Origin of the sequence: Proteus sp. FZP2095 (genome assembly GCF_023701425.1) — a bacterium.
Taxonomy (GTDB): domain Bacteria; phylum Pseudomonadota; class Gammaproteobacteria; order Enterobacterales; family Enterobacteriaceae; genus Proteus; species Proteus cibarius.
Window position 1 is genome coordinate 237,799 of sequence record NZ_JAMQBJ010000002.1, and the last position, 24,408, is coordinate 262,206.

20 protein-coding genes are annotated in these 24,408 nt (G+C 38.8%); 18 read left to right on the forward strand and 2 right to left on the reverse strand.

Translation table 11 applies throughout. The features are described 5' to 3' along the window. Positions 1–50: 50 nt before the first annotated feature. Complete coding sequence (metC, locus tag NBG71_RS11310; RefSeq protein ID WP_099659986.1) at positions 51–1,241, reverse strand: cystathionine beta-lyase; 1,191 nt, start codon at positions 1,239–1,241, stop codon at positions 51–53. A 330-nt stretch (positions 1,242–1,571) separates the two neighbouring features. On the opposite strand from metC, the gene exbB reads away from it, so the two are divergent. The 14 genes from exbB to yedF all read left to right on the forward strand — a co-directional run bounded on the left by exbB (position 1,572) and on the right by yedF (position 16,316). Further along, the gene (gene exbB / locus NBG71_RS11315) at positions 1,572–2,582 is read left to right on the forward strand and encodes a tonB-system energizer ExbB (RefSeq protein WP_156733034.1); all 1,011 of its coding nucleotides are present in this window, start codon (positions 1,572–1,574) and stop codon (positions 2,580–2,582) included. Between the two features lie 6 nt (positions 2,583–2,588). After that, positions 2,589–3,017: a TonB system transport protein ExbD gene (exbD, locus tag NBG71_RS11320; protein WP_075674386.1), complete on the forward strand. Its 429-nt coding sequence runs from the start codon at positions 2,589–2,591 to the stop codon at positions 3,015–3,017. Positions 3,018–4,978: 1,961 nt separating this feature from the next. Then, entirely contained in the window at positions 4,979–6,103 is a 1,125-nt protein-coding gene (gene hybO, locus NBG71_RS11325) for a hydrogenase 2 small subunit (RefSeq protein WP_075674248.1), read from the forward strand. Continuing rightward, a complete protein-coding gene (gene hybA / locus NBG71_RS11330; protein ID WP_036911746.1) occupies positions 6,100–7,113 on the forward strand; it encodes a hydrogenase 2 operon protein HybA in 1,014 nt (337 codons plus the stop codon). Before hybO ends, hybA begins: the two co-directional genes overlap by 4 nt. Beyond that, positions 7,100–8,281, forward strand: a complete 1,182-nt coding sequence (hybB, locus tag NBG71_RS11335; RefSeq protein WP_075674247.1) for a Ni/Fe-hydrogenase cytochrome b subunit — start codon at positions 7,100–7,102, stop codon at positions 8,279–8,281. Before hybA ends, hybB begins: the two co-directional genes overlap by 14 nt. Then, positions 8,278–9,981: a hydrogenase 2 large subunit gene (hybC, locus tag NBG71_RS11340; RefSeq protein WP_064718974.1), complete on the forward strand. Its 1,704-nt coding sequence runs from the start codon at positions 8,278–8,280 to the stop codon at positions 9,979–9,981. The genes hybB and hybC overlap by 4 nt, the downstream gene beginning before the upstream one ends. Beyond that, on the forward strand, positions 9,981–10,469 hold the full coding sequence (locus NBG71_RS11345) for a HyaD/HybD family hydrogenase maturation endopeptidase (RefSeq protein WP_006535184.1): 489 nt from the start codon (positions 9,981–9,983) through the stop codon (positions 10,467–10,469). Before hybC ends, NBG71_RS11345 begins: the two co-directional genes overlap by 1 nt. After that, positions 10,466–10,960: a hydrogenase-2 assembly chaperone gene (gene hybE, locus NBG71_RS11350; RefSeq protein WP_156733035.1), complete on the forward strand. Its 495-nt coding sequence runs from the start codon at positions 10,466–10,468 to the stop codon at positions 10,958–10,960. Before NBG71_RS11345 ends, hybE begins: the two co-directional genes overlap by 4 nt. Positions 10,961–11,022: 62 nt before the next feature. Then, positions 11,023–12,246, forward strand: a complete 1,224-nt coding sequence (gene hypB / locus NBG71_RS11355; RefSeq protein WP_075674244.1) for a hydrogenase nickel incorporation protein HypB — start codon at positions 11,023–11,025, stop codon at positions 12,244–12,246. Continuing rightward, positions 12,237–12,503: a hydrogenase maturation factor HybG gene (hybG, locus tag NBG71_RS11360; protein WP_006535180.1), complete on the forward strand. Its 267-nt coding sequence runs from the start codon at positions 12,237–12,239 to the stop codon at positions 12,501–12,503. Before hypB ends, hybG begins: the two co-directional genes overlap by 10 nt. Continuing rightward, a complete protein-coding gene (gene hypD / locus NBG71_RS11365) occupies positions 12,490–13,626 on the forward strand; it encodes a hydrogenase formation protein HypD (RefSeq protein WP_075674243.1) in 1,137 nt (378 codons plus the stop codon). Before hybG ends, hypD begins: the two co-directional genes overlap by 14 nt. Then, positions 13,623–14,642: a hydrogenase expression/formation protein HypE gene (gene hypE, locus NBG71_RS11370; protein ID WP_099659983.1), complete on the forward strand. Its 1,020-nt coding sequence runs from the start codon at positions 13,623–13,625 to the stop codon at positions 14,640–14,642. The genes hypD and hypE overlap by 4 nt, the downstream gene beginning before the upstream one ends. Positions 14,643–14,850: 208 nt before the next feature. After that, entirely contained in the window at positions 14,851–16,077 is a 1,227-nt protein-coding gene (gene yedE / locus NBG71_RS11375) for a selenium metabolism membrane protein YedE/FdhT (RefSeq protein WP_191901785.1), read from the forward strand. Continuing rightward, positions 16,074–16,316: a sulfurtransferase-like selenium metabolism protein YedF gene (gene yedF / locus NBG71_RS11380; RefSeq protein WP_006535172.1), complete on the forward strand. Its 243-nt coding sequence runs from the start codon at positions 16,074–16,076 to the stop codon at positions 16,314–16,316. The genes yedE and yedF overlap by 4 nt, the downstream gene beginning before the upstream one ends. A 68-nt stretch (positions 16,317–16,384) precedes the next feature. On the opposite strand, the gene rdgC is transcribed toward yedF, so the two are convergent. Further along, on the reverse strand, positions 16,385–17,293 hold the full coding sequence (gene rdgC, locus NBG71_RS11385; RefSeq protein WP_099659982.1) for a recombination-associated protein RdgC: 909 nt from the start codon (positions 17,291–17,293) through the stop codon (positions 16,385–16,387). A 1,326-nt stretch (positions 17,294–18,619) separates the two neighbouring features. On the opposite strand from rdgC, the gene NBG71_RS11390 reads away from it, so the two are divergent. The 4 genes from NBG71_RS11390 to NBG71_RS11405 all read left to right on the forward strand — a co-directional run bounded on the left by NBG71_RS11390 (position 18,620) and on the right by NBG71_RS11405 (position 24,364). Beyond that, positions 18,620–19,819, forward strand: coding sequence for a porin (locus tag NBG71_RS11390; RefSeq protein ID WP_223672539.1), 1,200 nt, complete (start codon positions 18,620–18,622; stop codon positions 19,817–19,819). Between the two features lie 83 nt (positions 19,820–19,902). Continuing rightward, a complete protein-coding gene (locus NBG71_RS11395) occupies positions 19,903–21,858 on the forward strand; it encodes a bifunctional 2',3'-cyclic-nucleotide 2'-phosphodiesterase/3'-nucleotidase (RefSeq protein WP_075673990.1) in 1,956 nt (651 codons plus the stop codon). A gap of 87 nt (positions 21,859–21,945) precedes the next feature. Then, a complete protein-coding gene (locus NBG71_RS11400; protein ID WP_075673989.1) occupies positions 21,946–22,722 on the forward strand; it encodes a ribonuclease T2 family protein in 777 nt (258 codons plus the stop codon). A gap of 19 nt (positions 22,723–22,741) precedes the next feature. Beyond that, positions 22,742–24,364 (forward strand): bifunctional metallophosphatase/5'-nucleotidase, encoded by a 1,623-nt coding sequence (locus NBG71_RS11405; protein WP_075673988.1) that lies wholly within the window; start codon positions 22,742–22,744, stop codon positions 24,362–24,364. Positions 24,365–24,408 lie beyond the last annotated feature (44 nt).

Sequence of the window (24,408 nt, forward strand, 5' to 3'; positions counted from 1 at the left end):
CCTGTGGAGCCACAGGGATAGATTTTTTTTAATAAAAAATTCATTCTTTATTAAGAAATACGTAAAAACGCCTGCTCTAGATCTTCAATAAGGTCATCTACATTTTCTAATCCAATATGAATGCGAAATAGTGTTCCGGTAAATGTTGGCTGAGTTTCATATTGGCGCATCGCTTTAATATCATTAGGTTGATAACCTAAAATTAAAGATTCAAATCCTCCCCATGAAAATGCCATCTTAAATAATGAAAAGTTATCTAAGAAATGCGCAAATTCTTCAGGTGTTAAGATTTTCTTTAAACTAAAAGAAAATAAGCCGTTACTACCTGAGAAATCACGTTGAAAATATTCATGTCCTAGACAAGAAGCTAATGCAGGGTGATAAACATTATCAACTAAAGGATGTTGTTTTAACCAGCGAGCGACTTCTAATGCACTTTGTTCGTGTTGCTTCATTCTTACAGGCAGTGTTCTTAATCCTCTTGCTGTCATATAAGCCGTATCAGGATCAACACATTGACCTAATAAATAGGTATTCTCTCGTAACTGCTCCCAACAGCGTTCATTAGCCACAGCAAAACCCAGCATGCCATCAGAGTGACCATTAATATATTTTGTGGCAGATTGAATTGAAATGTCGACACCTAATGTCAGTGGTTTAAGCAGTAGTCCTGCCGCCCAAGTGTTATCAATCATAATAATGATTTCAGGGTTATATTGGCGAACTGAATTGACTATTCCTTGTAGGTCGTGAATTTCCATCGTGATTGATCCTGGAGATTCAAGAAAAACAATTTTTGTTTCAGGACGTAGCAATTGGCTGATCTCTTTGCCGATTAAAGGATCAAAGTAGGTCGTTGTGACTGAGAATTTACGTAAGATCTGATCACAAAAATTTTGTGTTGGATCGTAGGCAGAACCTGTAACAAGAATATGAGAGCCTTGCTCAACAAATGCGAGTATAGATTGCGTAATCGCCGCTGCACCTGAAGGAAATAGTGCGCAGCCAGCACCTTGCTCTAATTCAGTTAATGCTTCTTGTAAGGCAAAATGGGTAGTTGTGCCTCGGCGACCATAAAAAAGCGTACCTTTAGCCCGTTTTTTTGTTGCTTCACGTTTTTGTGCAACGGAATCAAAAATAACAGATGATGTTCGTTGTATAATTGGGTTTACTGCGCCTTGAGAATATTTTTTAGCTCGACCAGAAAGGAGGAGTGAGGTTTCTTGTTTTTTTAGCGTCATCCTTAATACCTTCTTTTAATTGATGGTGTGTTTACCCCCAAGTTAATTCATTTTTTGGATAAGTACAAAAGGCTTACAGGGTAGTTGATAAAATTTCACGTTACGTGAAATAACGATAATTTGTCTTAAAAATCGACAAATGAAAAAAAAATAGCCAAATAGTAATGATAATTACTATCAAAATGCTTCATGTTTGATATCATTTGAGCGTTTTCTCTTTCCTGATGGCAAACAGGATGATTGTAAGCGAACGATTTTGGGTAAGTAGTGGCGCAACGATGCCATTACTGAATAAATAAATAGATAAAAAAGAGAGTAAAAGGCCAACTGATGCGTAATTTGACAGCTTCTATTCTATTGGCAATCGGTCTGACAGGCTCTGCTTTTGCGGATACGACTCCTGCCACACCAACTGAACAGCCAACTACTGCTGCCGTTTCTTCAACAGCTTCTACACAGGGAACAGCCACACCAGCAACTGCTACTTCTACTACAGTCTCAACAGCGGGTAATGAAGTGAAAGCTGTAGGCACTGAAACTGCTAAGCCAGAAGGTGAAAATACACCTGTAACAACGGCTGATAATTCAGAAAATGTCCCTTTAGCGACAGAAAATGCATCATCAGAGGTACAACCTGAAATGGTTGCTGGTGGTGGATTTGCTGAAGATTTATCTGTAATGGGTATGTACCGTAATGCAGACTTAGTCGTTAAGAGTGTCATGATTGGCTTACTGTTAGCCTCTATTGTCACTTGGGCACTATTTTTCGCGAAAGGAAGCTACTTGATTTCACTGCGTCGTCGCTTAAGAAATGAGACTGCTCAGTTAGTTGAAGCTAAATCACTTAATGATGCGTTAGCGATTAGCAAGAAATTTGGTCATAAAAGTGCAACCGCTGATTTTTTTAATGATGCAGAATTAGAGCGTACTTACTCTCAAGAAAGTAAAGTGGCTTCAGGTATTAAAGAGCGTGTTGAAATGCGGATGGAACGTCGCGTTGCAGCCATTATCCGTGAATTAGGTCGCGGTAATGGTTACTTAGCCACAATTGGTGCAATTTCTCCTTTTATCGGTCTTTTCGGTACAGTTTGGGGGATCATGAATAGCTTTATCGGTATTGCTCATTCTCAAACGACAAACCTTGCCGTTGTTGCTCCAGGTATTGCCGAAGCGCTATTAGCAACTGCAATTGGTCTGATTGCGGCAATTCCAGCGGTTATTATCTATAACATTTTTGCTCGTATGATAGCGGGTTATCGTGGTGAAATTGGTGATATCGCAACAGGTGTGGTGACATTAGTCAGCCGTGATTTAGATATCGAAAACAGCAAAGCAAGGTAATGAATTATGGCAATGCGTCTTGGTGATGATTCAGGTGATGATAATGAATTGCATGATATCAATGTGACGCCTTTTATTGATGTCATGTTGGTTCTGCTCATTATCTTTATGGTGGCGGCACCTTTAGCTACTGTTGATATAAAAGTAAATTTACCCGCTTCAAGTGCAAAACCACAACCTCGCCCTGAAAAGCCTGTTTATTTAACAATTAAGTCAGATAAACAAATTTTCATTGGTGAAGAGATGGTCACTCATGAAACGATGGCGAATGTGTTAGATACCATGACACAAGCAAACAAAGAGACAACAATCTTTTTCCAAGCGGATAAAACGGTTGATTACGAAACATTAATGTCGGCCATGGATTCGCTAAGAAAAGCGGGTTATCTCAAAGTTGGACTCGTGGGAATGGAAACGGTCTCTACAGGCGGTTAAAATTTAGCAAATAAGCTATTTATCTAAGTATTATTACGCTATTTTAAAAGCACTTTATTTGTCGTTGTAAAATGATGAATAAAGTGCTTTTTTATTGTATGGAAGAAACAGAGTTTATATTTTTACCATTTTTAGTGGTTATCAATATTATTAATAAAATTGAGTTAGAATAAAATTTAACTTTAGTATTAAATAATATTAATTATAGATAGATTAAGTTACGGAATAAATAATTAACTAAGTTTATTGAGTAATAGTTGGCTGAATCAATTAATGCTAAGTAGATACTATTATTTGAACTCTCTTAACATTAATATTCATTAACTCTCCATTTTTTTTCATTTTTAGATTTGTTGAAATCAACTTTTTAAAGTTAAGTTTTTCTATAACCTTGTGATTTATAATGTCTTTATGTAAATTTCATTTAAGTGTAAAAAAACTTGCGCAAAAAATCTTATTGGATATAATGCATTCACGTTACAAATTGAAATATTCTGTAACGTGTTAAAACGCCTAATTTATTTATTATCTAAGTTATCCGTATTTGGGTACTTATTTTTTTATTGCACCAGGTAGACCGTTGTTTTCAGTCATTCCAATTTCAGGTAAGTAGATTTTATTTACTTATTCAAATCACTTCTTATCCTTGATAAGCAGTGAGTAAAATAAAGCGTGAAAGGCAGAGAACTACACATAGCATTTTATTATTTTAATAAATTTAGAAGCCATAACATTTCGGTGTTATGGCTTTTTTATTTTGATTGTTATATCCGGTATTCTTATTATTTTATCGTTCCTATCGTTCCTATCGTTCCTATCGTTCCTATCGTTCCTATCGTTCCTATCGTTCCTATCGTTCCTAAATCAAGATCTTCAGAGTCTGTGCTTTGTTGTGTACCATTTTTGTGCTTACTCCCACTTTATTGCTTACTATCAGTGGGGGCTTTGTCTGATTAAAAAACACAAATAGTTAACAAAGCATTTTTCAAATTTTTAGATTTCTGACCACTTCTTTTATCTATTCTCACAAAAAAAAAGAAATAGGCTCTATTTGGGGACTATTTATCGATAAATTGTATTTTTTTTATCCACAAAAACAACAGGGATTTAACATTAAATTTTATTTACGTTAATTTCGTTATAAATTCGATATGTTATAAAATAACCTAATGAAATTATTGCCATTATGTACTGATTAGTAATTATTAATGATCTTAGTTTTTGATTGTTGTCACATATCAATATGTATTTAATTTTATAGCGGTTTTATACTAAGGGAACTTCTTATTCCAAAAACGAATATACTTATAACTATATGAAAAATGATAAGAAAAATAGGTTGTTTTTTGGTTATAAAATAAACACTATCATGACGATTAAAAATTAATAACAAAAGAAGAGTTGCTAAATGAGTAATGAAAATAAGCTGAAATTAAATATATTAATGTAATCATTTCTTGTTTATGAAATGCAATTTTTAACATTATTTGTGATGTAATATAAAGGTTGATAATATGAAAAAAAGAGTCATCATTATAATTAAAAAATATATTAGAACTTATTTTTAATAATTTTAATTAGAAATTAGAAATAATGAATTATTAATTTTGTATTATTTTAAATATATTGTCTTATAATTTGTTTGTTTTTTATTCCTTTTGTAAGGTATTGATTTATATTAGTTTAAAATATATCTTTTGTCACACCATCAGGATAATGATAATTATTTCTATTTGCCTTATCATTGTTAAATAGGGTTTTAATAAATTTAAAATGACGAAATATATAAAAAATAGGCATTAAACCTTATATTGCTGAAACGTTTTTACTCACATAAAAGAATAATTTATTTTTTAATGAATTATCGCTTGATAATGATCAAGTCATTATTGTGTCGGAGTGTTAAAAAGGCGGTGTTTTAAAATTATTCCAATTAAAAATCATCATATCAGGAGAGATATATGGCCTTGGGGAATAATGTTTTTTCCCATCATGGTATTAACCGACGCGATTTTATGAAATTGTGTGCTGCGCTGTCAGCTACCATGGGATTAAGCGGCAAAGCTGCCGCAGAAATGTCAGAAGCAATGGCATCACCTGAACGTCCACCCGTTATCTGGATTGGTGCTCAGGAGTGTACAGGGTGTACGGAGTCTTTATTACGAGCAACTCACCCGACTCTGGAAAACCTCGTTCTTGATGTTATCGCACTCGAATATCACGAAGTGCTTTCTGCAGCTTTTGGTGATCAAGCTGAAGAAAATAAACACAATGCGATGGAGAAATATAAAGGTAAGTACGTCCTCGTTGTTGACGGTTCAATCCCAGACAAAGATGGCGGTGTTTACTGTATGGTTGCAGGTAAACCAATTCTTGAGCATATCAAAGAAGCCGCTGAAGGGGCTGCTGCGATTATTGCGATTGGTTCATGTTCTGCATGGGGCGGTGTACCTGCTACTGGGGGTAACCCAACTGGCGCTAAATCACTGGAAGCTATTTTACCGGGTAAAACCGTTATCAATATTCCAGGATGTCCACCAAACCCACATAACTTCTTAGCAACTGTTGCACATATTATTACTTTCAACAAATTGCCTAAGTTAGATAGCAAAAACAGACCGCTTTTTGCTTATGAGCGTTTAATTCACGAAAACTGTGAACGTCGTCCTCATTTCGATGCGGGTCGTTTTGCTAAAGAATTTGGTGATGAAGGTCATCGTCAAGGCTGGTGTTTATACCATTTAGGCTGTAAAGGCCCTGAAACTTATGGTAACTGCCCAACATTAGAATTCTGCGATGTCGGTGGTGGGATCTGGCCTGTCGGTATCGGTCACCCTTGCTATGGTTGTAACGAAGAAGGTATCGGCTTTACTAAAGGTATTTTCCAATTAGCGAACGTTTACCAGCCAACACCAAAAGCACAAGTACCTGATGTTAATGCAAAAGAAGGTGGTGGTGTTTCTTATGGTGCTGCTGGCTTACTGGGTGCTGTCGTGGGTGCAGTTGCGGGTGTCAGTGTGATGGCTGTGCGTCAATTAGGCCGTGACAAGAATGCCACAGGAGCCTCACAGGAGGATAAACGGTGAATAGGCGTCATTTCTTTAAGCTGGCATCAGGTGGGGTTCTCCTTGCGGGAATGGCACCCACTGCGAGTCATGCTGCGGCGCAGAACCGTCCCCCAATTCCTGGGTCTCTCGGTATGCTCTACGACTCTACACTGTGTGTAGGCTGTCAAGCATGTGTCACAAAATGTCAGGAAATTAATCACCCGGAGCCAATGGAGCGTGGTGATACTTACGCTAATGGTGATCCGATTTGGTCAAACAATGACAAATTAAGTCCTTACACAAATAACATTATTCAAATTTGGCGTGATGGTACTGGTGAAAATAAAGACCAACTGGAAAACGGTTATGCCTTTATTAAGAAACAATGTATGCATTGTGTTGATGCAAACTGCGTTTCTGTTTGTCCTGTTTCTGCGTTAACCAAAGATCCAAAAACCGGTATTGTTCATTATCACGCGGATATCTGTACAGGTTGTCGTTACTGTATGGTGGGATGCCCTTATAACATTCCAAAATACGATTATGATGATCCATTTGGTAAGCTCTATAAATGTGAGCTTTGTAACCAAAAAGGTGTTGAGCGTTTAGATAAAGGCTTATTACCAGGCTGTGTTGAAGTTTGTCCTACTGGTGCAGTTATTTTCGGTACACGCGAAGAGTTGCTGGAAGAAGCAAAACGTCGTTTAGCGAAAAAAGCGGGTGAAGAATATCATTACCCACGACAAACCATTAGTGGTGGCGATACTTATCTACATAAAATTCCTGAATATCAAGATCATATCTATGGTGAGTTTGAAGGTGGCGGTACGCAAGTCATGGTACTTTCTGCGGTTCCTTTCGACAATTTAGGAATGCCAGAAGTGGCACCATTATCAACGGGTGCGCGTTCTGAACATATTCAACATACGCTTTATAAAGGCATGGTATTACCAATAGCAGCCCTTGCAGGGATCACCTATTTGGTTAACCGTAATAGTAAAAAACAAGAGCAGGAACACCACAAGGAGGATAACGATGTCGAGTCATGATCCTCGTCCACTTGGCGGTAAGTTATTTACTCTAGCAGTAAGAGTATTTTTACCGCTTGCTGTGCTCGGTTTTATTCTTATTGGTAAGCGTTTGGTATTAGGTCTGGGCGATGTCTCTGACCTGAATGGGGGATATCCTTGGGGTATTTGGATTGCCTTTGACTTATTGATAGGGACAGGCTTTGCATGTGGTGGTTGGGCACTTGCATGGGCTGTTTATGTCTTTAATAAAGGGGAATTTCACCCATTAGTGCGTCCTGCATTGTTAGCGAGCTTGTTCGGCTATTCATTAGGTGGTTTATCCATCGCTATTGATATTGGTCGTTATTGGAACATGCCTCACTTCTTTATGCCGCAATACTTTAACGTTAACTCAGTGTTGTTTGAAACAGCGACCTGTATGACCATCTATATTATGGTGATGGCATTAGAATTCTTACCTGCGTTATTAGAACGTTTAGGTTGGAAAGTGTCGTTGAAACGTCTTAATAAAGCGATGTTCTTTATTATTGGTCTTGGTGCTTTACTGCCAACCATGCACCAATCCTCAATGGGATCATTAATGATTTCAGCGGGTTGGAAAGTACATCCACTGTGGCAATCTTATGAGATGTTACCGCTGTTTTCTCTGTTAACTGCTTTCCTCCTCGGTTTTACTATCGTTATTTTTGAAGGCTCTTTGCTAAAAGCAAGTCGCACCATGAATGATGATGAAACACCACTGTTTACCAAGTTAACACGCGTGATTGAAGTGTTATTGATTGCGTTCTTGGTATGCCGTTGGGGCGAGGTTATTTGGAACGGTAAACTGAGTTATATCGGAAATGGAGATATGTTCTCGTGGTTATTCATTGCTGAAACTGCATTGTTATTGCTTCCTCTTATTTTGATGCATTTAAATAATAACCGCCGTAGTCCAAAAATGCTGTTTGTTTGTGCTGTATTTATCTTAATTGGCGCAGCAATGTGGCGTATGAACTACTCTTTAGTTGCTTACAATCCTGGCAATGGTTACCACTATTTCCCAACAGCAAGCGAATTGCTGATTTCTATTGGTTTCGTTGCATTTGAAGTAACTGCTTACATTCTTATTATCCGTTTATTGCCGGTTTTACCTGCACAAACAGATTCAAATATACAATTAAAAAAGGCTGAGGTTAAATCATGAGCCAACGCATTACTATTGATCCTATTACCCGTATTGAAGGGCATTTACGCGTCGATTGTGAAATTGATAACGGAAAAGTTGTTAAGGCTTGGTCTTCCGGTACCATGTGGCGCGGAATGGAGGAGATCCTAAAAGGAAGCGATCCTCGTGATGCATGGATTATCGTGCAACGTATCTGTGGTGTTTGTACGACAGTTCACGCAATTGCCTCAGTACGTGCTGTTGAAGATGCCTTAGGCATGGATATTCCTGTCAATGCGCAGTATATCCGTAACATTATTTTGGCTTCGCATATTCTTCATGACCATATCGTCCACTTCTATCAGCTTTCTGCGATGGACTGGGTTGATATTACTTCAGCGTTACAAGCCGATCCTGAAAAAGCGTCAGCGATGCTAAAAGGCGTTTCTCAGTGGCAATTAAACTCTGCTGAAGAGTTCAGAAAGGTTCAGAAAAAAATTCAAGGTCTGGTTGACAGCGGTCAGTTAGGTATTTTCGCTAATGGCTACTGGGGTCATTCAGCCATGAAATTACCACCAGAAGTTAACTTGATTGCTGTTGCTCACTATCTGCAAGCACTTGAATGTCAGCGTGATGCCAACCGTATCGTTGCGGTTCTTGGTGGTAAAACACCACATATTCAAAACTTGGCAGTAGGTGGTGTGGCTAACCCAATTAACCTTGATGCACCAAGTGTTCTTAACTTAGAACGTCTAATGTATGTGAAGCACTTTATCGATAATCTTGGCGATTTTATTGAACAAGTTTATAAAGTCGATACTGCTATTTTTGCTGCTTATTACCCTGAATGGCTAAAAATTGGTAAAGGTGCGAACTACTATTTATCTGTACCTGAATTACCTATTAACGGTAATAACACTGAGTTTTTATTGTCTGGTGGTTATATGGAAGGCGTTGATTTCTCAACGTATCGTCCAATTAAAGACTGGAAAGATGAAAACCTGAAAGACGGTATCGAAGAAAGTGGTAAACACGCATGGTATGAAGATGATGAACCATTAAAACCGTGGGAAGGTTTGACTCGTCCTAAATATACAGGTTGGGATGAGAACGAAAAATACTCATGGGTTAAATCACCTACATTCTATGGCAAACCTGTCGAAGTGGGTACGTTAGCATGGTTAGTATGTGGTTTAGCAGGTAAGCATGAAGGGACTGTTAAACACTATAACGAAATCAATGGGATATACACTAAATTAACGGGTGAAACGCTGGTTAATGAGCAGTTAGAGTCAACTTGGGGACGCATAATTGGACGTACTGTTCATGCGTGTGTATTACAAGATTCTCTAAACTTCTTGTGGCAATCACTGGTTGATAATATTGGTCGTGGCGATACAGCTGCCTTTATTAAACCAGAGTTTGAACCAGGTAAAGAGTATCGTGGTGTCGGTTTTGAAGAAGCCTCTCGCGGTATGTTATCTCACTGGATCGTGTTTAAAGACGGTAAAATCACTAACTATCAGGCAGTTGTTCCATCAACATGGAATGCGGGTCCTCGTAACTTTAATGATGAACCGGGTCCTTATGAGTTATCACTTGTTGGTACACCTGTTGCTGATCCGAAAAAACCATTAGAAGTGGTAAGAACAATCCACTCCTTTGACCCATGTATGGCATGTGCTGTGCATATGGTTGATTTAACAGGTAAAGAATTAAGTAAGGTGAAGGTATTATAATGCGAACTCTCGTCTTAGGTATTGGTAATTTATTACTAAGCGATGAAGGCATTGGTGTTCGTATAGTAGAAGCGCTCGAAGAGCGCTTCTCTTTACCAGAGAACGTCGATGTTATTGATGGTGGCACATCAGGTATGGAAATTTTGCAAGATATCGCTGCAAGAGACCTCCTGATTGTTGCCGATGCGGTAAGAAGTAATCATGAACCGGGCAGTATTTTTGTGTTACATGATGATGATGTTCCGGCACTTTTTACACAGAAAATTTCTCCTCATCAGCTAGGTTTATCTGATGTATTAATGGCACTGCGTATGACAGATGAATTTCCACGTAAACTAATTTTAGTGGGAATTGAACCTGCATCGTTAGAGCCAAGCATGTCGCTGTCTGACATTGGTGAGAAATCAATGGAAATTGCACTAGAACATGTGGTGAATATTTTGCGTGAATATGGCATTTCTGTCACACCTAAAGAGGTAACAGCATGAGTGAATTAAGCTGGGATATCATAGGATATGATGAACCGCCTGTTGAGCAACTTGAAACACGTTTTAGTGAAATCGCTGAAAAAGAGATGAAAGGGCTTCCTTTTTATCGCGAAGGTATTCCTGTAAAAGCAGGTGGATTTACCTTATTTGAAAATCAGTGGATTGGTGCTGTTCTTACACCTTGGATGCTAGAACTGGTTGTCTTCCCTGGGCCTTCACAAGAATGGCCACATCGAAAAGTCGGTGATCGCATAGGGTTAGAATTACCTTGTGGTCAGATTAAATTCGTTGTGGGTGAGCTTGCGGGTGGTATGCAGTATCTTGCTTGTTCATTAATGTCGCCACTTGATAGACATTTAGTAGCGGAACATGCTGTTGAGTTGGTTGAAAATAGTGTAAAAATGGCTCTTTCTCTTCCTGTTCAGACACAATCCGTAGCAGAAGTTGATTTAAGTCGTCGTTCTCTCTTCCGTGGTCAGTTAAGATCATAGTGTAGAAATTTTACGCGACACTGAGTCACATTCTTCTTATTGAATAGTACAGGAGTCAGAATATGTGTAGCACTTGCGGTTGTGGCGAAGGCAATGTCAGAATTGAAGGCGTAGAGCCTCATTCACATGAGCACCACCATCATCACTCTCATGACCATGATCATCACGACCACGGTCATCATCATGATCACAGCCATCATGGGCATGATCATCATCATGAACACAATGCTACTCCAGCGAATACTGTTCATAAATATATTGATAAGTCTGAACAAAAGCATAAGCATAACTACGAAACTCATGGTCAGCCTATCATCGTTCATCACCACTATTACCATAACAGCGGTGATGTTCACCTCCATTTTCATAACGATGCACAGCTAAACGAAACTCCTGTTTTCCATGAACATCATCATGGACATGACGATCATCATGAACACGATCATTCACACAGTCATGACCATTCTCACAGTCACGATCACGACCATGCTCATGATCATAGCCATGAGCACTCTCATCATCATTCTCACAGCCACGATCACGAACACGAAGAGCAATTTAGCCCAGTGATTGAAAATCAGAATATGCATTATGGCCAAGGTGAAGCAGGAACACATGCTCCCGGTATTAGCCAAAAGCGTATGCTGAAAATTGAAATGGATGTGCTGGATAAAAATAACCGTATTGCCGTTCATAACCGTGAACATTTTGAACAACAAAATGTGTTGGCATTGAATTTAGTTTCAAGTCCAGGCTCTGGTAAAACGACACTATTAACACAAACATTAAAACAGTTAGCGCAACGAGTGTCTTGTGCTGTGATCGAAGGCGATCAACAAACTACTAATGATGCGGATCGTATCCGTGAAACAGGTGTGCCAGCGATCCAAGTAAATACAGGCAAAGGTTGTCATCTTGATGCACAAATGGTGCATGATGCGACACACCAATTAGGCTTACAGGATAACAGCGTTCTCTTTATTGAAAACGTGGGTAACTTAGTTTGTCCTGCCAGTTTTGATCTGGGTGAAAAGCATAAAGTCGCTATTCTTTCTGTCACTGAAGGTGAAGATAAGCCTCTGAAATACCCGCATATGTTCGCTGCGGCTGATTTAATGATTATCAACAAAATTGATTTAGTGCCACATCTGAATATTGACGTTCAAGCCTGCATTGAATCAGCTCGTCGTGTTAATCCAAATATCGAAATCATTGCGTTATCAGCAACAACGGGTGAAGGCATGGAAGAGTGGTTAGCTTGGTTGGAGAGTCGTTTATGTGCTTAGGTGTTCCAGCTAAGATTGTTGAGGTGGGTGAAGACGTCCACCAACTCGCTTATGCCGAGGTCAGTGGTGTCAAACGTGCTGTTAATATTTCAATGGTATGTGAAGGCGAACCTAGTGAATTATTAGGCAAATGGGTACTTATTCATGTGGGATTTGCCATGAGTATTCTTGATGAGCAAGAAGCGCAAGATACTCTTGATGCATTACAGCATGTTTATGGTGTAACCCTCGAAGAGGCTGATGATGCAGTACGTTGATGAATTTCGTGATCCCGAACTTGCGAAAGCCTTACTAGCCCAAATTCGTGAAACTATTTCACAATGGCCTCACCCTATTAAACGTCCATTACAAATCATGGAAGTGTGCGGTGGGCATACACATGCCATTTTTAAATTTGGTTTAGACCGCTTATTACCAGAAGAAATTGAATTTGTTCACGGGCCGGGTTGTCCTGTTTGTGTATTACCGATGGGACGAATTGATGCATGTTTAGAAATCGCAGCCCGTCCTGACGTCATTTTCTGTACTTTTGGTGATGCAATGCGAGTACCTGGTCGTAATGGCTCAATGCTTGATGCACGTCGTCGTGGTAGTGATATTCGTATTGTCTATTCACCACTCGATTCACTCAAAATTGCACAAGATAATCCAGACAAACAAGTTGTCTTCTTTGGTTTAGGTTTTGAAACGACGATGCCAAGCACAGCAATGACGCTACAACAAGCGAAATTGCGCGGGCTTAAAAACTTTTCTCTGTTTTGTCAGCATATAACTATCGTGCCTACTTTACGTTGCCTACTAGAGCAAGATGATGTTCGCATTGACGGTTTTATTGCACCGGGGCACGTCAGCATGGTGATTGGTTGTACGCCATATCAACCGCTATGTGACGAATTTGAAAAGCCTTTTGTAGTGACAGGATTTGAACCATTAGACTTATTACAAGCTATACTGATGGTCATTAAACAACTTAAAGCAAAAGCAGAAAATACAGATTATGTTTTAAGTATTGAAAACCAATATAGTCGCATTGTACCGAATGAAGGTAATAAGTTGGCTCAAAAAGCACTTAGCGAAGTGTTTATGTTAAAAGAAACCAGTGAATGGCGTGGATTGGGTGAGATCCCAATGTCAGGTATTCAATTAACACCAGCTTATTCTGAGTTTGATGCTGAGTTACGTTTTACACCTGCACCGCAGAAAGTGGCAGATAACCCACAATCTCGCTGTGGCGATGTATTAACAGGACGATGCAAACCTTCCGATTGCCCACTCTTTGGTAAAAGTTGTACACCAGAAACGGCATTGGGTGCTTTAATGGTATCATCCGAAGGTGCATGTGCGGCTTATTATCAGTATCGCCGTGAAGGTAATATATGAAACAACCTGATGAAATCACCTTAGCTCAAGGAAATGGTGGGCAAGGTATGCAACAACTTATCGAAGGACTGTTTTTAAAAGCGTTCGATAATCCATTATTAAATGAAAAAGAAGACCAAGCGCGGATCGCATTAAATGAGTTAACCACTCTTGGCGATCGTCTTGCATTTAGTACCGACAGCTATGTCATCGATCCGATTATTTTTCCCGGTGGAAATATTGGTAAATTATCTGTTTGCGGTACGGCTAACGATCTTTCTGTTGGTGGTGCGGTTCCTCGTTACCTTTCCTGTGGTTTTATTCTTGAAGAAGGGCTTCCATTTGAAACCCTAGAAATCCTTGTTATGGCGATGGCGAAAGCGGCTGCACAAGCAGGAATACAGATTGTCACAGGGGATACGAAAGTGGTTCCTCGTGGTGCTGCGGATAAGATCTTTATTAATACAGCAGGTATTGGCGTTATCCCAACCAAAATTCATTGGGCTGCAAACAATATCAAAGCGGGCGATAAGATCTTAGTGAGTGGTACTATTGGCGATCACGGCGCAACAATCCTTAATCTACGTGAAAATTTAGGATTAGAAGCGGATCTACAAAGTGACTGCGCTGTTCTTGAGCCAATGATCGCACCTTTACGTCAAATCGAAGGTATTCGTGCATTACGTGATGCCACACGAGGTGGTGTGACCGCAATTTTACATGAATTTGCTCAAGCCAGTGGTTGTGGAATGAATGTGCATGAAAGCAAATTACCGATGAAACAATCTGTTCGTGGCGTTTGTGAATTATTAGGGCTTGAAGCGCTAAATTTTGCTAACGAAGGAAAAATTGTTTTAGTGGTATCACCAGAAGCTGAAGCTGAAGTACTTGAAGCGTTACATCAACATACTTTAGGTAAAGACGCTTGTACTATTGGTGAAGTTACTGAGGATAATTATATTCGGTTAACAGGAATTTTCGGGACTAGCCGTATTCTTGACTTACCTTATAACGAACCATTACCCCGTATTTGCTAATAGCTTATTACCCACTTATAGATTGAATGTTCACAAGGTTTATAAGTGGGATAAGTTACCTATCTGTTACAAAAAGTTTGTTATAACGCAAATTTATCTCATTTATCTGAATACTGACTCTTTGATAAAAAAATTATCGGAGTAACATGTTCGGCCAATCCTACTGCGTGGAGAGGGTCTCTCGTAGAGGTAAGCTCTAGGAAAAAACATGTCTTGGTCAGAATTTAAATCTCAATACCTGATCCGTTTTTGGAAGCCTCTTCCAGCTGTTATTGCGGCAGGTATCTTATCAACTTACTACTTTGGTTTAACCGGTACATTCTGGGCTGTCACGGGTGAATTTACTCGTTGGGGCGGTCACGTTATGCAATGGTTTGGTGCTCACCCTGAAGAATGGGGTTATTTTAAAATCATTGGTCTTGAAGGTACGCCATTAACGCGTATTGATGGCGTTATGATTATCGGGATGTTTGGAGGTTGTATTATGGCCGCTCTTTGGGCTAACAACGTCAAACTTCGTCATCCTCAGCATAAAATTCGTATTCTTCAAGCTGTTCTAGGTGGGATCATCGCTGGTTTTGGTGCTCGTTTAGCAATGGGGTGTAACCTTGCCGCTTTCTTTACTGGCATTCCTCAGTTCTCTTTACATGCTTGGTTTTTTGCTGTTGCAACGGCAATCGGCTCTTACTTTGGCGCCAAATTATCATTGATGCCTCTGTTTCGTATTCCGGTAAAACTGCAAAAAGTCAGTCAAGCTTCACCTATCACTCAAGATAAACAACGAGCGAAGCGCCGCTTTAGATTGGGAATGGTGATCTTTTTTGCCATGATTGCGTGGTCTTTAATTATTCTCTTTGATTCACCAAAACTGGGTTTCGCTATGTTAGGCGGTATTGGTTTTGGTATTTTAATTGAACGTGCGCAAATCTGTTTTACTTCTGCTTTCCGTGACTTATGGATAACAGGCAGAACCCATATGGCAAAAGCGATTATCATCGGTATGGCGGTGAGTGCGATTGGGATCTTCAGTTATGTTCAGCTAGGTGCTGCACCTAAAATTATGTGGGCAGGCCCGAATGCCGTCATTGGTGGTTTGCTTTTTGGTTTCGGTATTGTTCTGGCTGGTGGGTGTGAAACGGGGTGGATGTATCGTGCCGTTGAAGGTCAAATCCACTTTTGGTGGGTTGGGCTTGGTAACGTAATCGGTTCAACATTACTGGCTTATTATTGGGATGATTTTGCCTCAGTGATCGCAATGGATTATGACAAGATTAATTTACTTGATACCTTTGGCCCTGTGGGGGGATTAGGTGTGACGTATCTGATGCTTGGTGTGTCATTTGTATTATTACTTTGGTGGGAAAAACACTTTTTCCGTAAAAAAGCCCAACAAGCACAATCTATTTCAACGCAGATTAATAAGGAAATCGCATGAGTCAGAAAGACACCATTATTCCTGATTATCGTTTAGATATGGTCGGTGAACCTTGTCCTTATCCTGCGGTGGCAACGCTTGAAGCTATGCCATCACTGAAAAAAGGTGAAATATTAGAAGTGGTGAGTGATTGTCCTCAATCAATCAACAATATTCCACTTGATGCGAAAAATTACGGTTATACTGTATTAGATATTCAACAAGATGGCCCGACTATCCGTTATTTAATTCAAAAATAAATTTTTATTAGATAAAAAAACAGCCTATTCAGATGAAATGATAGGCTGTTTTCGTTAGTAAGATGGCGTTATTCTGCTTCGCCGCCGAGGACTTCGGTGACGCGTTCAATCAAGGCGCTTAATTCACCGGTCATTAAAACAAAATCGGCATCAAAACGTTGGGCAAAATCGGCTTTATCAATATCGTCATTTTGTTCACGTAAAGTTTCACTGAATTTGATCCGTTTGATAGAACCATCATCGCAAAGCATAAATTGCAGACGATCTTCCCAATCTACAGAAAGTTTGGTGACAAATTTACCCGCTTCAATATGTGTCGCAATTTCGTCAGAAACTAATTCTTGTTTTTTACAACGAATAACACCGCCTTCATCTAGTACAGCTTTTAACTCTGCTTCATCCATTAAGGTAAAGCCAGCAGGGAGTTCTCCAGAGCGTACCCACTCTGTCATTTTTAATTCAACAGACTCATTAAAGTTCAGAGGAACAACTGGTAGTGAACCTAAGGTTTTGCGTAACAAGGCTAAGTTATCTTCGGCGCGTTTTGCACTGCCTGAATCAACAATGACTAGCTGTTTTTCTAAATCTAGCCAAATAAAAGTTTGTGAGAATTTACTAAATGCGCGAGGAAGTAAGGTGTGAACTACTTCATCTTTTAAGGTGGCTTTCTCTGTTTTTTTCAGTTTACGGCCTTGTTCACCTTCAAGTTTTTCAACTTTGTCTTGTAGTGCTTGCTTAATGACAGTTGCAGGTAAGATTTTGTCTTCTTTTCGTGCGCACATCATGACTTGTTTACCGGCTACATGGATAAGCGCTTCACCTCGATCGCCCATTGGAGAAACCCAACCTGTTCGAGTCATATCTTGGCTACTACAAGGTGTGAATGCCAATGAAGCAAGCTGTTGTTCTAACTCATCCATCGACAGTGCTATCTCTTTATTTAAGCGATAGACCAAAATATTTTTAAACCACAGCATCTGACATTCCCCTTAATCATTATTTACCGCAATATGATACTGAATGTTTAAGGTATCTAAAAGGTAATATCCCTTAAAAGAAAATCTATACAGTGTTATTTAATAAAAAGATAAAAAAGCTGAAACGAATAATTAGTAACTCTACTCTATGATAATGAGTTTTATTCTTATTTGGGTCGAATTAATTAAGAATTTTGATAATGAAATAACATGATTTTCAGCATAAATCATTATGTGATAATAATCACATAATTTTATTTTTAGACTCTTTTCGCTTACAAACTGAAATCACTTTCAGATTTATCCCTGCATTAATTTACAAAACAAAAATATTCCTGACACTATCATGTGATAATTATCACAAAATCAGGAAAATATAGAAGGGTGCTTTTCATAATTAACAAAGTGATTTCGATCACAAATTTTGATATTTCTTTTTCAAATATCGATAAAATAGCACTATTGGGCTTTTTATATTAACCATGGTAATAATTTAGATTTCGTAATGTTTCATTAGGTTTTGTTGTTACTTGTACGTATTGATTAGATATTGTGATTGAATGGTATTCTTATGCTCCTCTTTTTGATATTTGCAGATAATTATTCTTTTTATGATAGTGTGCTACTCGTTATCACCAGTTAAATTGTATTTAAATTCGACTTTGCCTTTATTTAAATAAGAAATAAATATAAAGAATAAAAATTATTAATTAGGAATAACAATATTCAAATCTTTAGTGTTATTTATTTAGTGGTTAAAATTAATACTTCCTTTTAAATATATTAAATAGGGGGATAAATTTTTTATTAGCAAAAAAAAGAGTCTTATAAAGAAATGAAATATAAAAGAAAAATCCAAAAGCGCTATTTTTAAAAAGTTGATTAAGTTCAAAAAACACGTATCTTTACCTTTAATTGTGATGCCTATCACTTGGGTATGTAACCATGAAAATGCACATTGGTGTAATTGTGGGCTACATCACGAAAGTAGGGCTTTTTTTTGAGTAACATGCCATCGAAAACTCAACAACCTATTTCTTTTCCTAACAGAAATAAAAGCAATGCCCTTATTTAAATATAATGAGGATATTATTTTTGTGTCTTATTGGTGATTACGTCTGTGTCAAGGAAATTAAAACCTTTAAGAAGATTTTGTAGAGTCATAATTAGTAGCTATAAAAATTATCAATTGTGAGAGCGATTTTCTTTTTCGAAATTCGTGGCAGAGATCTTTTGCCTGAATCTCAGGTCAACTATATACGGCGGTATTATTTTTGACCTTAAAGAAAATCATAAAACTATAGAAAATAGATGGGTATTTTAATCATGAAAAGCTTGAAGCCTCTAGCAGCACTGGTTGGTTTGTTGGTTCTTTCTGGATCTGCAAACGCAGTAAACGTGTATAACGATAAAGGTACACGTTTTGATGTAAACGGTCAGTTCCGTTTAAAAACACAAGTGACTAGCCAAAATCATGAAATGAAAATGACGGATGACGGTAGCCGTATCGGTTTCTTCGGTTCACACGAACTGACTAACGATATCAAAGTATTTGGTAAATTAGAGTGGGGTTCAGACACTCAAAAAACTAACAGTGACAACCCTAAATCAAACTTTGAAATGTACAACCGTGTGGGTTATGTGGGTTTCTCTCACCGTGATTATGGTCAAATCCAATTTGGTCGTACCTATATTCCGATCGACTGGGTTAAAAAATCAAGCTATGGCTACGGTAACACTGGTGTATTCTACTTTAGCGATGTATTGGGTCGTTCAGTCGGTTATTCCGGTGGTGAAACGAGCGTTAATGGTAAATATGTAAATACTAACGGTGTTGGTAAAAACAACTTTATGACCCGTTTACCACAAACTATCTTTATTGAAACTAATCGTTACGAAGGTTTCAAATTAGCGGGTACAGTGACGGGTAAAACAGGTGATGATGGTCGTCGTGTTGCAGGTGATATTACACGAGCTTATTCATTAGTTGGTTTCTATAAATCAACATTCGGCTTAGAATTTGATGCAGGTTATTCTGCTGCTAAAGGTGAAGCAAACAATTCAGGTCCAAATAAAGATAAAACACCTGAAAACAGTATTTTAGCTTTTGGTGCAGAATACTTCTTCCCAGGCCGTGAATTTTCTATTGGTTTAGACTATGGTCAATCTCGTGGTAAAAACCCAGGTTTAGCCCTCTATGAAAATCAATTTAAAAACCCACGTGGTTGGAACTCAGTTAAAGGCGATTGGAAAGCAGATTTATATGGTGTTGGTGTGAAATGGCACTGGGATCGTATCGAAAGTGGTATGTATGCGGGTTACTACCTGCGTGATGGTGATGCAAACACGTTCAACTACAAAAAAGAAACCTATACTGTGGGTGTAGATAAACGTTTTGCAGTATCTAAATATAACAACTTACGTTTATTCGCTGAAATGGCATACGATGATGCTCGCAGTGATAACGTGAAGTATGAAGATAAAAAACAATATATCTTCGAAACAGGTATGCGTCTGTACTTCTAGTCCTTTCAAAGTGACTGTTTGACAGAAGTAACGAAAGGAGAGCCATTTTGCTCTCCTGTTAACCAATATATAAGGGGGGTGTAATGGTTAAGAATGTGTTGAAAATTTCAACATTAGCAATGTTTGTCGCATTCAACGTAAATGCTGCGACAGTCGATCTTCGTATTATGGAGACGTCTGATGTTCACAGTAACTTAATCGACTTTGACTACTTCAAAGACAAACCAACAGAACAGTTTGGTTATGTCCGTACTGCTAATTTAATTAAAGCAGCAAAAGCTGAAGCAACCAATGCGATTTTAGTTGATAACGGCGACTTGATCCAAGGTAGCCCACTGGCTGACTATCAAGCAGCTAAAGGCTTAGAAAAAGGCGAATCTCATCCAGCTCACCAGCTGATGAACACCATGGGCTACACAGTAGGTAACTTTGGTAACCATGAATTTAACTATGGTTTAGATTACCTGAAAAAAGCCATCGCCGGTGCTAAATTCCCTTACATCAACGCCAACGTGATGGATGCGAAAACAGGCAAAAACTATTTCACACCTTATATCATTGTTGATACACCAGTAAAAGATCGTGATGGTAAAGAACACACTATCAAGATTGGTTATATCGGCTTCGTACCACCACAGATCTTAATCTGGGATAAAGCCAATCTGGATGGTAAGGTCGTTGTAAACGATATTACAGAAACAGCGAAAAAATTCGTCCCTCAAATGAAAAAAGAGGGTGCTGACCTGATTGTGGCCATTCCTCACTCTGGTTTCGCGTCAGAGCCGTACAAGGCAATGGCGGAAAACTCTGTTTATTATTTAAGCGAAGTTGAAGGTATCAATGCAATCATGTTTGGTCACGCTCATGGCGTATTCCCAAGCAAAGAATTTGAAGGCATTAAAGGCGTAGATACAGCGAAAGGTACCGTAAATGGTGTTCCTGCTGTTATGCCAGGCCAATGGGGTGATCACTTAGGTGTCGTTGATATGGTTATCAATAACGACAGCGGTAAATGGGTGATGACCGAAGCAACAGGTGAAGCGCGTCCTATCTTTGATAAAGCAAACAAAAAAGCATTAGTTGAACGTGATGCTGAATTAGCTCAAATCATCGAAAAAGCACACCAAGGTACCCGTGATTTCGTGGGTAAACACATTGGTAAAGCTTCTGCCAACATGTACAGCTTCTTAGCTTTAGTACAAAGTGATCCAACTGTACAAATCGTTAATGATGCACAAGTTGATTACACCAAACACTTTATTCAAGGTGATCCGAACTTAGACGGTTTACCAGTATTAGGTGCAGCTGCGCCATTTAAAGCGGGCGGTCGTAAAAACGCACCAGCAGACTTCGTAGAAGTTGAAAAAGGTGACCTAACATTCCGTAATGCAGCAGACTTATATCTGTATCCAAACACATTAGTAGTTGTTAAAGCGACCGGTGCTGATGTTGTTGAGTGGTTAGAATGTTCAGCAGGTATGTGGAACCAAGTTGATCCTAATTCAACTAAACCACAAGAACTGATCAACTGGGATGGTTTCCGTACTTATAACTTCGACACCATTAGTGGTGTGAACTATAAAGTTGACTTAACTCAACCAGCTAAATATGACGTTGATTGCCAAGTAGTTAACAAAGATGCGAATCGTATCAAAGAAGTGACTTACGAAGGCAAACCAATCGATCCTAAAGCAACATTCCTGATCGCAACAAATAACTACCGTGGATACGGCGGTAAATTTGCGGGTACTGGTGAAGCGAATATTGCGTTTGCATCTCCAGATGAAAACCGTGCAATTTTAGCTTCTTACATTGCTAAACAAACTAAAGAAAAAGGTGAAGTAGTAACAAAAGCTGCTAACAACTGGTCATTCTTACCTATTAAGACTGATAAAGTGTTAGATGTGCGTTTTGAAACTTCTCCAAGTGAAAAAGCGGCTGCATTTATTAAAGATTTTGCTCAGTATCCAATGACCTTCGTGGAAAATGACGAAATCGGTTTTGCAATTTACAAAATCGATTTAACTGAGAAGAAATAAGCAATTAAACCTGTCCGTTCAGGGCAGGTTTTTCTTACCTTTTTTGAACCAAGAGAGTAGATTTTTATTGCTCTTTAAGGGGATTTTATGCGCTTTATGAAGCTATTACCTGCTGCTTTTGCTTTAGTGCTAGCGGGATGTGCAACGCAAGCACCTGAAATTACAGAACCATTAAAACCTCAAGCTAAATTAGTTGAAGGCGTATCTTGTATTTTACCTGATGCTCCAACGGCACCTTACGACTACATTGCTTCTAATGATCGCTATGGTCAAAACAGCACTGCATCAACAGATTACTTTAAGTTAGCGATTAACTATTCACCGGCTTTTTGTGATTATAAAAGTAATAATATTAAACGTTTAAATAACGATAATGAAAAAGATCGTGCAAAACGTGAATACGATAAATTTGAAATCCAATGTTTCTCAGATAATAAATTTGGTTGGATTGTTCATGGGCTGTGGGCTGAAACCTGTGATGGTAAATCATGGGAAGAGTGCCGCGATTGGAAAGACATACGCAAGCATCCTCGTTTATGTAAAGGCGATTTACCACCTTTAGAATACTCTGCTATTAAACCTTATCTGTGTGATTCTCCAGGTATCGATCTGTTACAAGGTGAATGGGAAAAACACGGTGTGTGTGCGTTTGATACACCAGAGGCATTCTTTGGTAAACAAAAAGAGTTGTATGAAGCGTTAGTATTACCAGAAGGCCGTCCTTCAAACAGTGCATTGATTAAGTTCTTAAAAGAACACAATCCATCACTGAAGGACAAAGAAATTCAAATTAATCGAGATGAATTCTATATCTGTTATAGCAAAGATTTCGAAGTAATTGATTGTCCGAAACGTGAATTTTGATCTTAGGGATAAATTTTAAATGAACCATAAATATAAACTCGTTGCACTTGCTGTAAGCTCAGTCTTATTAGCAGGTTGTGCAAAGAACTACGACGAAGCTAATGTTGTTGATGTGCGTGTTATCGCAATGAACGACTTCCATGGTGCGCTAAAAGCGCCAGGTCCAAACAAACCTGGTGGTATTGAGCATATGGCTACGTTAATTAAAGAAATGAAGAAAGATAACCCAAACAACATCGTTGTTGCTGCGGGTGATATGGTTGGTGCAAGCCCACTGTTATCTTCAATGTTCCATGATGAGCCTTCAATCGAAGCATTATCATTAGCAGGCTTAGAAGCAACTTCAGTGGGTAACCACGAATTTGATAAAGGCATGGGCGAGTTACTGCGTAAACAAAACGGTGGTTGCCACCCAGTAACGGGTTGCCAAGGCCCAACTGAGTTTAAAGGCGCAGATTTCCAATACTTAGCGGCTAACGTTATTGTTAACGAAACTGGCAAAACATTATTCCCAGAATACGTTATTAAAGAATTCAACGGTATTCCTGTTGCATTCATCGGTTTAACTTTAGAAGGTACTGCGGCTATCGTAACTCCTAAAGGAACCGAAGGCTTAAGCTTCCACAATGAAGCAAAAACAATTAACGCATTAGTGCCTCAGTTAAAAGCAAAAGGCGTTCAAGCAATTGGTGTTCTGATCCACGAAGGTGCTGCACAGCGTCGTGATGGTGGTCCAGTTAATATCAACGCATGTAATGGTATTACAGGTAAAGTACTGGGTGTTGTTGAACAATTAGATCCAGCTATCGACTTCGTTGTGACTGGTCATACTCACCAAGCTTACAACTGTACTATCAACGGTAAATCAGTGACATCGGCACAGTCTAATGGTGCAATGTTAACGCGTATCGACCTGAAATTAGATAAAACAACGAAAGATGTTGTTGATATCGAAGCTCGTAATATTTGGGTTGATAACCGTAAATATGAAAAAGATCCTGCAGTGACTAAACTGTTAGAAGCTTACGAAAAAATTGCTACCCCATTAGCTAACCGTATTATCGGTAAGTTAGAAGGCAACCTGAATAAGCAAACGAATGACGCGGGTGAATCTGCACTAGGCCAAGTGATTGCTGATGCGCATTTATATACTGCAAAACCAAAAGATATGGGTGGCGCACAAATCGCATTTATGAACAGCGGTGGTATTCGTGCTGATATGACTGGTGGTGACGTTTCTTATAACGCAATCTACACTGTACAGCCATTCTCTAACGTACTGTTAACTCAAACGTTAACTGGTGAACAAATCAAACGCCTGTTAGAACAACAATGGGATCGTTCACGTCCACAAGTGTTAGCGGTTTCAGGTAACTTCCAGTACACATGGGATAGCAAAGCCTCTAATGGTAACCGTGTTATCGTTGAATCAATGAAAATTGATGGCAAACCAGTGGATATGAAAGCATCTTACCGTGTTGTTGCTAACGAATACTTAGCAACAGGTGGTAGTAACTTCTCTGTACTGAAAGAAGGTAAAGATCCAGTTTACAGCGTGCCAGATGTTGATGCCGTGGTGAAATATTTTGCTGAGCAGTCTCCAATTGCTCAACCAAAAGCGAATAACATCACACGTAAATAACGTATTTTCATACGCCTTGTGAAAATCGCACCTTTTACTTTGTA